12 protein-coding genes are annotated in these 13,278 nt (G+C 71.7%); 3 read left to right on the forward strand and 9 right to left on the reverse strand.

What is annotated here, in order from left to right:
- Together VE614_RS02345 and VE614_RS02350 are read left to right on the forward strand one after the other, a co-directional pair.
- Positions 1-1,200, forward strand: a complete 1,200-nt coding sequence (locus VE614_RS02345; protein ID WP_324931077.1) for an NAD(P)/FAD-dependent oxidoreductase — start codon at positions 1-3, stop codon at positions 1,198-1,200.
- 260 nt (positions 1,201-1,460) lie between these two features.
- Positions 1,461-3,581 carry a peptidoglycan recognition protein gene (locus VE614_RS02350; protein WP_324931169.1) on the forward strand — a complete coding sequence of 707 codons (2,121 nt, stop codon included), beginning with the start codon at positions 1,461-1,463 and terminating at the stop codon, positions 3,579-3,581.
- 240 nt (positions 3,582-3,821) lie between these two features.
- Here VE614_RS02350 and VE614_RS02355 read toward each other — a convergent pair whose 3' ends face one another.
- The 9 genes from VE614_RS02355 to VE614_RS02395 all read right to left on the reverse strand — a co-directional run bounded on the left by VE614_RS02355 (position 3,822) and on the right by VE614_RS02395 (position 12,351).
- Positions 3,822-4,109 (reverse strand): DUF4190 domain-containing protein, encoded by a 288-nt coding sequence (locus VE614_RS02355; protein ID WP_324931080.1) that lies wholly within the window; start codon positions 4,107-4,109, stop codon positions 3,822-3,824.
- 130 nt (positions 4,110-4,239) lie between these two features.
- Complete coding sequence (locus VE614_RS02360) at positions 4,240-4,884, reverse strand: response regulator transcription factor (RefSeq protein WP_324931083.1); 645 nt, start codon at positions 4,882-4,884, stop codon at positions 4,240-4,242.
- Positions 4,875-6,095, reverse strand: a complete 1,221-nt coding sequence (locus tag VE614_RS02365; RefSeq protein ID WP_414719484.1) for a sensor histidine kinase — start codon at positions 6,093-6,095, stop codon at positions 4,875-4,877. Before VE614_RS02365 ends, VE614_RS02360 begins: the two co-directional genes overlap by 10 nt.
- Before the next feature lie 74 nt (positions 6,096-6,169).
- Positions 6,170-6,829: a DedA family protein gene (locus VE614_RS02370; protein WP_324931087.1), complete on the reverse strand. Its 660-nt coding sequence runs from the start codon at positions 6,827-6,829 to the stop codon at positions 6,170-6,172.
- 311 nt (positions 6,830-7,140) lie between these two features.
- The gene (locus VE614_RS02375) at positions 7,141-7,929 is read right to left on the reverse strand and encodes an ABC transporter permease (protein ID WP_324931090.1); all 789 of its coding nucleotides are present in this window, start codon (positions 7,927-7,929) and stop codon (positions 7,141-7,143) included.
- Positions 7,926-8,975 carry an ATP-binding cassette domain-containing protein gene (locus VE614_RS02380; protein ID WP_324931175.1) on the reverse strand — a complete coding sequence of 350 codons (1,050 nt, stop codon included), beginning with the start codon at positions 8,973-8,975 and terminating at the stop codon, positions 7,926-7,928. The genes VE614_RS02375 and VE614_RS02380 overlap by 4 nt, the downstream gene beginning before the upstream one ends.
- A gap of 74 nt (positions 8,976-9,049) precedes the next feature.
- Positions 9,050-9,892: a DUF4097 family beta strand repeat-containing protein gene (locus VE614_RS02385; protein WP_324931093.1), complete on the reverse strand. Its 843-nt coding sequence runs from the start codon at positions 9,890-9,892 to the stop codon at positions 9,050-9,052.
- Positions 9,893-9,982: 90 nt separating this feature from the next.
- The gene (locus VE614_RS02390; RefSeq protein ID WP_324931096.1) at positions 9,983-10,501 is read right to left on the reverse strand and encodes a hypothetical protein; all 519 of its coding nucleotides are present in this window, start codon (positions 10,499-10,501) and stop codon (positions 9,983-9,985) included.
- A gap of 482 nt (positions 10,502-10,983) precedes the next feature.
- Positions 10,984-12,351: a hydrolytic protein gene (locus VE614_RS02395; protein ID WP_324931099.1), complete on the reverse strand. Its 1,368-nt coding sequence runs from the start codon at positions 12,349-12,351 to the stop codon at positions 10,984-10,986.
- 204 nt (positions 12,352-12,555) lie between these two features.
- On the opposite strand from VE614_RS02395, the gene VE614_RS02400 reads away from it, so the two are divergent.
- Positions 12,556-13,278, forward strand: coding sequence for a helix-turn-helix transcriptional regulator (locus tag VE614_RS02400; protein WP_414719485.1), 723 nt, complete (start codon positions 12,556-12,558; stop codon positions 13,276-13,278).

Raw genomic sequence — 13,278 nt, forward strand, 5'->3', positions numbered from 1 at the left:
ATGCAGCAGCGCATCATCGTCCTCGGAGCCGGATACACCGGAGCCACCGCCGCCGGGCGCCTCGCGAAGCGGCTGCACCGCGACGACGTCGCGATCACCCTCGTCAACGCCGAGCCCGACTTCGTCGAACGCGTCCGGATGCACCAGCTCGCGACCGGCCAGGACCTCCAACCCCGGCCGTTCGACGCGATGTTCGCGGGCACCGGCGTCGAGCTGAAGCTCGCGCGGGTCACCGGTGTGGACGCCGACCGCAAGGCCGTCACCGTCACCGGCGCGGACGGCGCCGGGGAACTGCTGGAGTACGACACCCTCGTGTACGCCCTCGGCAGCGGCTGGAACGACGGCGGCGTCCCCGGCGTCGCCGAGCACGCCTACGAGGTCGCCGGCCGTCCCGGCGCGCTCCGGCTGCGCGAGCGCCTGGCCCGCCTGGACGCCGGACAGACCGTGGTCGTGGTCGGCGGCGGTCTCACCGGCCTGGAGGCCGCGACCGAGATCGCCGAGGCCCGCCCGGACCTCGACGTCGCCCTCGCCGCCCGCGGCGGCCTCGGCGACTGGCTCTCCGACAAGGGCCGCGCCCATCTGCGGAAGGTGTGCGCCAGGCTCGGCATCACGGTGCACGAGCACACCGCCGTGACCGCCGTGGCCGCCGACCGCGTCACCACCGCCGACGGCACGGAGATTCCCGCCGCGGTCACCGTGTGGACCACCGGCTTCGCCGTCCACCCGATCGCGCGGGCCACCACCCTGGAGGTCTCCGAGACCGGCCAGATCGTGGTCGACCGCACCATGCGGTCCGTCTCGCACCCGGACGTCTACGCCATCGGCGACGCGGCCCTGGTGATGGGCCCCGGCGACAAGCCGCTGCGGATGTCGTGCGCCTCGGGCGTCCCCACCGCCTGGCAGGCCGCCGACGCCATCGCCGCGCGCCTGACCGGAGGCAAGCTCCCGAAGGTGCCCCTGCGCTACTTCAACCAGTGCATCTCGCTGGGCCGCCGCGACGGCCTCATCCAGTACGTCACCGCCGACGACCGCGCCGTCCGCGCGGCACTCACCGGCCGACTCGCCGCCGGCTACAAGGAGTTGATCTGCAAGGGTGCGGCCTGGGGCGTCGCCCACCCGCTGATCGGCCTGCCGGCCCGGCCGCGCCGCGTCGTCCCCCAGCCGGCCCGAGCGGACTCGGCGATCACGGCATCCGCGTGACCCACCCGCCGAAGCGGGCGCCACACCTGAGGGCGCCCGCTTCGCCATGTCCCGTCACGAAATCCGCCCCGCCAGTCAGGTGATGTCGGTCACTGTCACCGGTCATGTGTGTCGTCTGTGGTTCAAGGAGCGCTTAATACGATGGGCCATCCCTGTGGCGGATGTGCCCCATGTGACCTTCTGGTGGCCCGCAGCGGCCTTTCTCTGGGGTGGATCTCTTCGTGAGTCGACGTAAAGGGCATGCGTACAGACCGTTGAGCCTGAAGCGGCGGGCGTGGCTGACGCTCGGCGCGGTGGTGCTGGGCGGAGGGGGCATGGCGACGTACGCGTCGGCCAGCGACTCCTCCGTTCCGGACGTCACCGGTCAGGACAAGCGGCCGGTGCGCGTCTATCACCTGGCGCTGAAGGGGACCGCCCCCGGCGAGCGGGAACTGCCGCGCACGGAGACCAAGCAGTTCTCGCTCGTGGGCGTCACCTGGACCGGGGCGCTCAAGAAGCTCGAAGGCAGGGCGCAGGTGCGCACCCGCAGCCTGGAGACCGGCGCGTGGAGCCCGTGGCGCGACCTGGAGGTGGACCTCTCCCCGCCGGACCAGCCGGAGGCGGACATGCGGGGCGCGTCCGCCCCGATGTGGGTCGGCCCCTCCGACGGCATCGAGGTGCAGGTCCTCCACGAGGACGGCTCGACCGGCGCGCTGCCCAAGGGACTCGACGTCAGCATGGTCGACCCGGGCGTCGTGACCGAGGCCGAGACGCGGATGAGCCCGCCGGAGCCGGCCGCGTTCACCACCGAGCCGAACCTGACGCCCGCCTCGTACGCCGCCTCCTACCCCGCGGCGGCCGCCGATGCGGCCGCCGTGACCCAGCCGCCGGTCATCAGCCGCGCCGAGTGGGGGGCGGACGAGAAGCGCAGCCCCGACCCGTCGGAGTACAACGCGGACGTGAAGTCGGTGTTCGTGCACCACACGGCCGGCGCGGACTACGACTGCTCCGAGTCGCCGGCCATCGTGCGGGGCATCTACGCGTACCACACCGACCCGGCCCCCAACGGCCAAGGCTGGAACGACCTCGGCTACCACTTCCTGGTCGACAAGTGCGGCCAGATCTTCGAGGGCCGCAAGGGCGGCATCGACAAGCCGGTGCTCGGCGCGCACACCTACGGCTTCAACCGGGAGTCCACCGGCATCTCCGTCCTCGGCAACTACGTCTCCGGCAGCGCCTCCGACGCGGCCCTGGAGTCCGTGGCCCGGGTGGCGGCCTGGAAGCTGAGCCTGCACGGCGTCACCGACCCGACGGGCACGGTGGAGCTGACCGCGGGCGCGACCCAGAAGAACTACTTCGGGACCTCGTTCACCGCGGGCCAGAAGTACTCCTTCAACCGGATATCCGGCCACCGCGACGGCTACAACAGCGAGTGCCCGGGCAACTCCCTCTACGCCCAGCTGCCCAAGATCCGCTCCTGGGCGGCCGGACCGGTGCAGGACCTGAAGGTCACCTCGCTCACCGGGGCGACCGCGAACGGCACGACGTACTACACCAAGGGCGCGGTCACCGTGCGCTGGTCGTCGACCACCCCGGCCTCGCTGATCTCCAAGTACGAGATCCTGGTCGACGGCAACGTCGTCGCCACCACCTCGGGCGCGGGCTCCGCGAAGGCGGTCACCCTGGCCGCGGGCGACCACACCGTCGCCGTCCGGGCCGTGCACCAGTCCGGCAAGCCGGAGGAGACCGCGCCGATGACCGTCGTCGCCGACGCCACCGCGCCGACGTTCACCACCACACCGAAGCTCTCCCTGCGCACCGGCACGGTCAGCACCACCGCCGTCCCCGTCACCCTCGGGTGGAAGGCGACCGACGACAAGGCGCTCAGGTACGTGAAGCTGACGTCCCCGGCGGCCGCCACCTTCAGCGCCACCGCCACCCTCTCCAACCGCACCGCCAAGCCCGGCGCGGCCTCGACGTGGTCCATGCAGGCGCAGGACTACGCCGGCAACTACCGTGACGCCTCCGCCGCCTACACCCCGGTCATCCTCCAGGAGACCTCCGCGGTGAAGACCGGCACCTGGACCACCCGCTCGTCCACCAGCTACCTCGGCGGGAAGTCCTACTCCAGCGGCTCCAAGGGGGCCAGCCTCTCCTGGACCTTCACCGGCCGCTCCGCCTCCTGGGTGGTCTCCCGCGCCTCCACCTCCGGCCAGGTCTACGTCTACGTCGACGGCGTCAAGGTGTCCACGGTCGACCTGAAGTCGACGAGCACCCTGTACCGCCAGGCCATCTGGACCAAGACCTGGGCGACCAGCGCCCAGCACACGGTGAAGATCGTCGTGGTCGGCACCACCGGCCGTCCGACCATCACCACGGACGGCCTGGTCTACATCAAGTAACCACCGCGGCCGGCTCATCGGTGCCCAGGGGAACGGCGTCGTCTTCCACGACGACGCCGTTCCCTTTTCGTTCAGCTGTTCCTGACGCGCCGACGACTTCCTTTTCCGTCACGGATCTTCCAGGTGTGCAGGATCCCGCCACGGCCACCATGTGCGAGGTGCGGCCGAACGACGGCCGCACGCGGGGGCGGCCGATCTCCCGTCGGCCGCCCCGCACCCCACAGGGCCTCCCCGGAGGCGTCAGCCGCCCACGTACCAGCTGAACCCGCCGTTGCTGGCGGCGACGGCCAGCAGCACGAGCCAGAGCACGATGTCCACGACACCGAGGACGATGCCCGCCTTCGCCATCCCGGCCCCGTTCTTGACCGCCGCCTGCCGGCGCGCGACCGCACCGAAGATGATGGCCAGCGGCCCCAGCACGATGTTCAGGAAGAACAGCCCGACGACGCCGCAGCACAGGCTCGCGATCGCCAGCCCATTGGTGCGCGATCCGGAGGAAGCGGCAGGGGAACTGCCGTAACTCGCCATTGCATACTCCCGGTTGTCGAAGACACGGACCGGACGGGCGCCCACCCTTTACGTTTCACTTATTCTGCGAGTGCCCCTTCACGCGGCCTCCATGTCACCGAGTCTTCGGGTGCGCGGGCATCGGTGGCTCCTAGGACTCCAGGTAACGCAGGACCGCCAGGATGCGGCGGTTGTAGCCGGTGGTGTGCGGCAGATCCAGCTTGGCGAAGACGGCGTTGAGATGCTTCTCCACCGAACTCAGCGACACATGCAGCTCCTTCGCGATGGCCGTGTTGGTGTACCCCTGGGCCAGCACCTCCAGCACGCCGCGCTCGCGCGGGGTGAGCCGGGTCAGCGGGTCACCGTGCGTGGTGCGGATGAGCAACTGCCGTACGACCTCCGGGTCGATCGCGGCCCCGCCCGCGTGGATCCGCTCCAGGGCGTCCAGGAACTCCTCGACCTGCGCCACCCGGTCCTTGAGCAGGTAGCCGACCCGTTCGGCGGTGGAGGCCAGCAGCTGGGCCGCGTAGGTGCGCTCGATGTGCTGCGAGAGGACCAGCACGCCGATCTCCGGGAAGCGCTCGCGGATCTCCACGGCGGCCCGCAGGCCCTCGTCGGTGTGGGTCGGCGGCATCCGGTTGTCGGCGACGACGATGTCCGGCCGGTGCTCCTCGACCTCCTTCAGCAGGGTCACCGCGTCGCCCAGCGCCGCCACCACCTCGTGGCCCTCGTCGGCGAGCAGCCGGACCAGGCCCTCTCGCAGCAGGGTCGAGTCCTCGGCGAGGATCACGCGCATGGCAGCTCCGCGGTGATGACGGTGGGTCCCCCGAGGGGGCTGTCGATGTGCAGCACGCCGTCCAGTGCGGCCACCCGGCCGCGCAACCCGGCCAGCCCGCTGCCGGCCGCGTCCGCGCCGCCCGTGCCGTTGTCCTCGACCCGTATGCCGAGCCGCCCACCGGTGAGCGTCACCCGCACCTCGACGGCGGTGGCCGAGGAGTGCTTGGCGGCGTTGGTGACGGCCTCGGACACCACGAAGTAGGCCGCCGTCTCGACCGGTTGGGGCAGCGGCGCGCCGACCTCGAACCGGAGGCGCAGCGGGATACCGGACCGTTCGGCCACACCGTCCAGCGCTTCTCTCAGGCCGAGGCTGTCCAGCGCCGAGGGATAGACCCGCCAGGCCACTTCGCGCAGTTCGGTGAGGACCCCCTGGGATTCCTCGTGCGCCTGGAGCAGCAGCGCGCCGGCCCGCTCGGGGTCGCGGCTGCGGCGGGCCCGGCCGAGCAGCATGGCCAGTGCGACCAGGCGCTGCTGGACACCGTCGTGCAGATCGCGTTCGATGCGCCGGCGCTCGGCGTCCACCGCCCGCACCACCGCGGCCCGGCTGGCGGCGAGTTCGTCGACGCGCTGCCGGAGCAGCTCCCGCTCGGAAGGGCCGAAGCACTCGCGGGCGGTGCGGGTGTCCAGGGCGGCCAGCGAGTACAGGCCCTGGAGGTCGAGGAAGAGCAGGACGCCGCCCAGCACCACCTGGGTGAGCAGTTCGTCCCAGTCGAGGCCGCCCCGCGCCACGCCCGTGACCAGCAGCCCGGCCAGTACGGCGCCGAAGCCGAGCAGTCCGAGCACGACGGCGCACAGCACCCCCGTGCAGCAGCGGACGGCGAGGTAGCGCAGGATCTTCCGGTCGGAGGCCTCGTAGTGCTCGGGGAAGCGGTCACCGAAGAACACCGAGCGGCGGGCCCGTTCGAGCGCCGTGAGGCGGCGCGCCCCGGCCACCAGGACGCGGAGGGCGTCGGGGCGGGTGCGCGGCCACAGCAGGAAGGCGCCGAGGGCGGCGCCGACGACGAGGAAGCAGAGGGAGCCGAGCAGGGCGGTCCCACAGCCGAGCAGGACGCCCAGGCCGCGGCGCCGCCATGGGGGCGGTGGTGCGGCGGTCCGGCCGTCCTCCGGGTCCGCGGCGCCGAGGGCTCCCGCGGAACCGTCTGGCGCGGCGCCGGCCAAGTCCTCGTGCACAGCACCCGAGCCTAGGGCGGCCGAACAGCCCCGGGCAAGATCGTCCGGGGCCGCGGGGGAGGGGCGGCCGCCCATCAGACGCGGCGGTGCTGGGCCTCGCTGCGGCCCTTCAGCCGGACCACCAGGTAGGCGGCGAGGGCGACGACGACCAGGACCAGGACGGCCTTGCTGAGGTAGCCGACGTAGACCCCCACGGCGTCCCACCGGTCGCCCAGCCAGTAACCGGCCAGCACCAGGACGCTGTTCCAGATCAGGCTGCCGAGCGTGGTGAGCATGATGAACACCGGCATCGGCATCCGCTCCACGCCCGCGGGCACCGAGATCAGGCTGCGGAAGACCGGCACCATCCTGCCCAGGAAGACCGCCTTGGTGCCGTGCCTGGCGAACCACTCCTCGGTCCGCTCCAGATCCGAGGTCTTCACCAGCGGCAGCTTCGCCCACAGCGCGTGCATCCGCTCCCGCCCGAACAGCACGCCGATCCAGTAGAGCGCGACCGCGCCGGCCACGGAGCCGAGCGTCGTCCAGAACAGCGCCGAGGCGAGGCTCAGCACGCCCTGCCCGGCGGCGAATCCGGTCAGCGGCAGGATGACCTCGCTGGGCAGTGGCGGGAAGAGGTTCTCCAGAGCGATGGCCAGACCGGCCCCGGGGCCGCCCAGCGTGTCCACGAGGCCGGCGGCCCACCCCGCCATGCCGCCCGTGGGCTCCTGGGACTGCGCCAGAGTCATGTGATGCATGGTGGGCCTCCAAGGTGGCGGATCGGTGGCGGGCGGCTGCCCCGACCTCCAACCTAGAAACCGCGGTGCGGCGGCGGTACGAGGGTTCCCGTCCACCCTGCTGCTGTTCCCCGCACCACCGACCCTGCGGTTTCCCGCAGGGGTTCCGGCGCGAGGCCGGTGTTTCCGTACGAACCGCCGGCGACGACGACCTCAGGACGACCCGAGGACGACCTGGGCGGCTCAGGCGCCGTCGGACGCGGCGGAGCGGCGTACGCCGACGCGGTGCCGGAGTACGCCGCCCTGGAGCCGGCCGGCCGTGCCGCCCGCAGCTACTTCGGGTCGCGGGCGAACAGCGACCGGGACCAGAGGTAGCCGAGGACGGTGAGTCCAAGGCACCAGGCGGCGGCGAGCCAGCCGTTGTGGCCGATCCCGGTGCCGAGCAGGAGGCCGCGCAGGGTCTCGATGGCGGGGGTGAAGGGCTGGTACTCGGCGACGGGCTGGAACCAGCCCGGCATCGCGTCGACCGGCACGAAGGCGCTGGAGAGCAGCGGCAGGACCATCAGCGGCAGGGCGTTGTTGCTGGCGGCCTCCGCGTTCGGGCTGGACAGGCCCATCCCGACCGCGATCCAGGTGAGCGCCAGGGAGACGAGCGCCAGCAGCCCGAGCGCCAGCAGCCACTCCAGGGCGGTGGCGTCGGTGGAGCGGAAGCCGATGGCCACGGCGACGGCCCCGACGAGCAGCACGCTCATCACGCACTGGAGGACGCTGCCGACGACGTGCCCGACGATCACCGAGCCGCGGTGGATGGCCAGCGTGCGGAAGCGGGCGATGATGCCCTCGCTCATATCCATGGCGACGGACACCGCGGTGCCGATCGTGGTGCCGCCGATGGTCAGCAGCAGGATGCCCGGGACGAGGTAGGCGATGTACTGGGAGCGGTCGGGGGTGCCGCTGATGCCCGCGCTCATGGTGTCGCCGAAGACGTACACGAAGAGCAGCAGCAGCATGACCGGTGTGAGCAGCAGGTTGAGCGTCATGGACGGGTAGCGCCGGGCGTGCAGGAGGTTGCGGCGCAGCATCGTGGTCGAGTCGCGCACGGCGAGGGAGAGGGAGCTCATCGGGCGTTCTCCTTGGGCAGGCCGGGCCGGCCGGGCTGGTGGGGCTGCTGGGGGATGTCGGGGTCGGCGGTGAGGGCGAAGAAGACGTCGTCGAGGTCGGGGGTGTGGAGGGTGAGTTCGTCGGCCTCGACGCCGACGGCGTCGAGCCAGTCGAGGAGGGAGCGCAGTTCGCGCTGGCTGCCGTCGCTGGGGACCTGGAGGGTGAGGGAGTCGTCGTTGGGGGTGCCCCCGCTCGAGTGAAGCCGGGAGTGGGGGAGGGCGGTCTCGCGCAGGGCGGTGGCGGCGGTGCGGTAGGCGGCCGGGTCGGTGAAGCGGAGCCGGACGTGTCCGCCGGGGACGATCCGCTTCAGCTCCTCGGCGCTGCCCTCGGCGGCGATGTGGCCGTTGTGGAGGACGGCGATGCGGTCGGCGAGTTCGTCGGCTTCTTCGAGGTACTGGGTGGTGAGGAAGACGGTGACGCCGCCGGTGACCAGTTCGCGGATGATCTGCCACATGGTGTGGCGGGAACGCGGGTCGAGGCCGGTGGTCGGCTCGTCGAGGAAGATGATGCGCGGGTCGCCGACGAGGGTCATGGCGATGTCGAGGCGGCGCTTCATGCCGCCGGAGTAGGTGGAGGCGGGCTTCTTCGCGGCCGCCGTGAGGTCGAAGCGCTCCAGCAGCTCGGCGGCCACCCGCCGTCCCTCCCGCTTGGGCAGGTGGTGCAGGTCGGCCATGAGGAGCATGTTCTCCTCGCCGGTGATCAGCCCGTCGACGGCGGAGAACTGCCCGGTGACACCGATCGCGGCGCGCACGGCCTGGGGGTGGGTGGCGAGGTCGTGTCCCGCGACGCGGGCCTGTCCGCCGTCGGCGGTGATGAGGGTGGAGAGGATCTTCACCGCGGTGGTCTTGCCCGCACCGTTCGGCCCCAGCAGCGCGAAGACGGTGCCTTCCGGGATGTGCAGATCGATGCCGTCCAGGACGGTCTTGTCGCCGTACGCCTTGCGCAGCCCGACGGCGGAGATGGCGGCGGGCGACGGGTGACCGTCTCCACGGTTGGACATGGGCATGACAGAAGAAGGCATGGGGGCCTCCGATCGAAGGCTGAAGTGGGTTGGGGGGGTAGGCCGGTGGTGAGTGGCGCTCAGGCCTTGGCGCGGCGGACGTCGATGTTGCCGTACTTGGTGCGGGCGCGGATCTTGACGGTGTCCTCGGTCTCCGCCGGGGACTCGGACGCGGTGAGCGCGTTGCGCACCTGCCCGGAGTTCGAGCGGGCGTCGAGCCAGGCGGCCGTGCCCTCGCGGATGCCGACCTCGATGGCACCGTAGGAGGTCTCCAACTGGACGGTGCCGCGCGCCACGTCACCCACGCGCACGGTGCCGTGGGCGGTGGTGGCGGTGACCGAGTCATCGGCGCGGCGGACCTCGATGTCACCGTTGGCGTTGCTCACCCGCAGCTCGCCGGTCACGGCGTCGACGGTCGTCGTGCCGTGCGAGTTCTTCAGCACGGCGGGACCGTCGAGCAGACCGACGCGCAGACTGCCGGTGCTGGTGGTGATCTCGGCCCTGCCCTCGACCCGGTCCACGGTGATCGAGCCGTGCGACGCGGTCAGGCGCAGCGGGCCGGTCACGTCGAGGCGGACATCACCGGCGGAGGTCTTCACGCGGGTCTCGCCGAGCCGGCCCTCGCCGAGCACCTGGGTCCAGGCGCCGGTCGTGTCGACGCGCGAGCCCGTGGGCAGTTCGACCGTCACATCGACGACGCCGGTGCGGCCGAACAGGTTGGACTTGGGCGTCCTGACGGACAGTTCACCGTTCGCGTACGTGACCTCGGTCTGCCCGGCCGCCCGCACGTCCAGATCCTTCTTCGGGTCGCGGGGGCGCACCTCCACCACGGTGTCGAGCCGGTCGCCCGCGGTGAACTGGATGGAGCCGGCCTCCACACGCGCGGTGACCGAGATCGCTTCGGGAGTGTCGAAAGAAGGCATGGCTGTCCCGTCCTCTTGAGTCTGTGGGCGTCCACGCGTGGGACGTGGTGTGGGTGAAGTACTGCTGGAAATACGGGTGGAGGGGGGCGGCTAGCGCACCCAGCCCGTGAAGCTCTGTCCGACCGCCTGGCTCTTCTCCGCCGTGCGCGGCCGGGTGCCGCCGTCGACCGCGGCCGCCACGGCACGCACCAGCCACGCGTTGACCGACAGCCCCTCACGGCTCGCGGCCTCCTCGGCGCGCGCCTTGAGGTGGGCCGGCAGCCGCAGATTGACCCGCGCGGTGCCGCCCTCGTCGCCGTCGGCCGGGACCGGGGCGCTGAACGCCTCGACGGGCCCGGCCGGCTCCGCGACAGCGGCGCCCTCGACGGGCGGCAGCGCGACCACGAACTCGGGGTCGAGCCCGCGCAGCCGTACGTCGACCGAGCCGGGGGCCAGCTCGCGGGTGATCTCGTCCATCGCGGCGGAGAGCACGTTGAGCATGGTCAGCCGCGTCGCCGACTCCAGGGGAGCGGTGAGCCGCTCGGCGAGCTTGCGCGCGTCTTCGCCGCCGGCCTCGGCGGCCACCGCGAGTTCGCGTCGGAGGGTGTCGACATACGGCGTGAGGTCCATGACGCCATAATGGCACCACGGTGGTGCCATTTGCAAGCCCGGGTGGCGCCTCGAACGGTGCGGGTCGGTAACGGCGCCTCTGACCTGCGGAAATGGGGCGTGATGACCGAGAAGGCGTGGCACCGCCGCTGGCGCCATGTGGTGCCATGTGGTGCCAAGCCGCGCCACATGGCGCCACATGACCCCGGATGCGAAGAAGGCCCCGGCCGAGTCACGGTCGGGGCCTCCCTCGGCCATCCGCACCAGCAGGTCGTTGCACTGGTCACCGTTCACGTCGACGAACGGGACCGCCTTGACCGGCGACCTGCTGACGCTGAGCGCCGGCGGCTCGCTCGCCTTCCGGCACGGTTCCGGTACGGGGACCGGTCAGGACCGGGGTGCAGCTTTTCGGTCCCATGGTGTTGGTTTCCGGTCGGAGCGGCGGACAACTCTTGGCGGATACACCCAACTTCGCACGACAATGCTCGAAGGCGGGGCTGGAGTTACTGAGTGATACGGGTGAGTACACCGCTCACATTCAGGACCTCATGGCACCCCTGCGCCTGACGGCCGGACGCCGGTGTACCGGGTTTCTCGCAGGTCACTTCGACGGTCACGGTGTCGTTCTCGGGGATCTTGATGGGGGTCACCCAGTGGTAGTCCTGGTTGCGGAAGGTCTCCAGCGCGATCGTGGTGACCTTGCGATCGCCGAACGTGATCGTCAGCAGACCCTCATCGCCCTGGAAGTTGGCGACAACGATGTCCGTCACCCCGAACACACTGCCCTCGGGCACCCGGTAGGTACCGGCCTTGGTCTCCCCACCGGACGTCTGCACGTCGATGGTCTCCGAGCTCTGCCGGCCACCGCCGATCGCGGTGCCGTCGTCGGCCGAGGTGCCGTCGTCACCGGATCCGGACGGTGCGCCCGTTCCCTGGCCGCCGGGACCGGTCTCCGAGCCCGCACCGGTACCCGTACCCGTACCCGTACCCGCTCCGGCACCCGGACTCTGCCCTGCTGCTCCCTGCTCCCCGGCGGGCGTGGGACGCGGCTGGACCGCCTCGGTGGCGGCTTCCCTGGCGGCGCTGCGCACCGCCGGACGGACCAGCGTGAACCAGGCGAGCAGCAGAGCGAGCAGCGCCGCGAGCAGCACGAGCAGCCACCTGGGAAAGACCGGGATCTGCACGAACTCGGCGTCCAGCGGCACCCGTGCGGCCGACTCGTCGCGTCGCGGATCCTCCTGGTCACCGGTTTCGGTGGTGTCCACGGTGAACGGCCACACCACGGGGGCACCGAACCACACCGGCCTGCCGGTGCGGACACGCAGACCGATCTCCGCCGACTCGCCGGGCTCCAGCTTCCGCTCCGCCGGTTTGAAGGCGAACCCCAGCTCCTCACCCGCCTGGCCGGCGGTGAATCCCACCTCCACCGGCGAGTTGCCCTGGTTGCGGACGGCCAGCCGGTAGCGGCCGCGCAGCCAGCCGCGCCGGCGGCGCGGGACCAGCTCGGTGTGCAGCTCGCGGAACTCCCCGACGTGCACCGTGGTTTCGAACACCCTCACCGACTCGGGGTGCTCGGCCGGCAGGACCCGCACTCCGAGGGGCACCTCGCCGGCCCGGATCTCCGGAGAACGCGGTGGCGCCAGCCGGAGCGTCACCGTTTCGGACGTGCCGGGATACAGAGAGACCCGTGCGGGTTCCACCGTGGTCCAGGAGGCGCAGTCCCCGACGACCTCCAGGCTGTACGCCTCGACGATGTCGCTGTCGTTGCGGACGGTCAGACTGGTCGTGGCGGTGTCCCCCGGCGCAACGGTCGCTTCCGGAATGTCGAGGCCGGGCGCACCGGGACTGGAAGAGGCTGGAGAAGACGTCACGCCGCCACGGTAGGACCGCGCTCGGGCCGCCACGACAAGCGCGAGGGCAACGCCCGGGCAGTCGCGGTGCCCCGGCGGTCCCACCCGGCCCTCGACGTCGGCGGGCCGCCGTCACACCCCGCCGCCTCGCGTGCGCCGCCTGCCGGTGCCCGCCCCGCTCCCCGCATCCCCCCGCCCCGCATCCCATCAGACAGGTAAGCCCTCATGCCCACTACAGCCAAAGTTGGACCGGCCGCGTCGGCCACCACGTCACGTGTGCCCACCGCGGCCCGGACCACGCGAAGGACACCCCGTTCCGAACGCCCCGAGCGCGTGACCGTGGCCGTCCATGCCGCCGACCCGGTCCTGCGCTTGGGTGTCGTCCAGCAGTTACGCCAGCGCCCCGAGATCGATCTGCTCGCCGACGTCGACGTCGAGCGGGCACAGGTGTCACTGGTGGTGGTGGACCACGTCGACGACGACGTGGCGGCCCTGCTGCACCGGCTGCGGCACAACACCGGCACCCGTACCGGCCTCGTGGTCGCCACCCTGGGTTCCGGATCGCTGCAACGCGTCATCGAGTGCGGTGTCGCGGCGGTGCTGCGGCGCGCGGAAGCCGACCAGGACCAACTCCTGCGCCTGGTCCTGGCCATAGCCAACGGCGAGGGCGTGCTGCCCGGCGACCTGCTCGGCAAACTGCTCACCCACGTGGGCAGCCTCCAGCGCTCGGCGGTCGACCCGCGGGGCATGTCCCTGTCCACGCTGACCACGCGTGAGGCGGACATGCTGCGCATGGTGTCGGAGGGCCTGGACACCGCGGAGATCGCCCGCAAGACCGCGTACTCCGAGCGGACCGTCAAGAACGTCCTGCACGAGGTCATCACGCGGCTGCAACTGCGCAACCGGGCCCACGCGGTCGGCTACGCGCTCCGCAACGGGCTGATCTGA

It is taken from the genome of Streptomyces sp., assembly GCF_035645055.1.
Classification (GTDB): Bacteria; Actinomycetota; Actinomycetes; order Streptomycetales; family Streptomycetaceae; genus Streptomyces.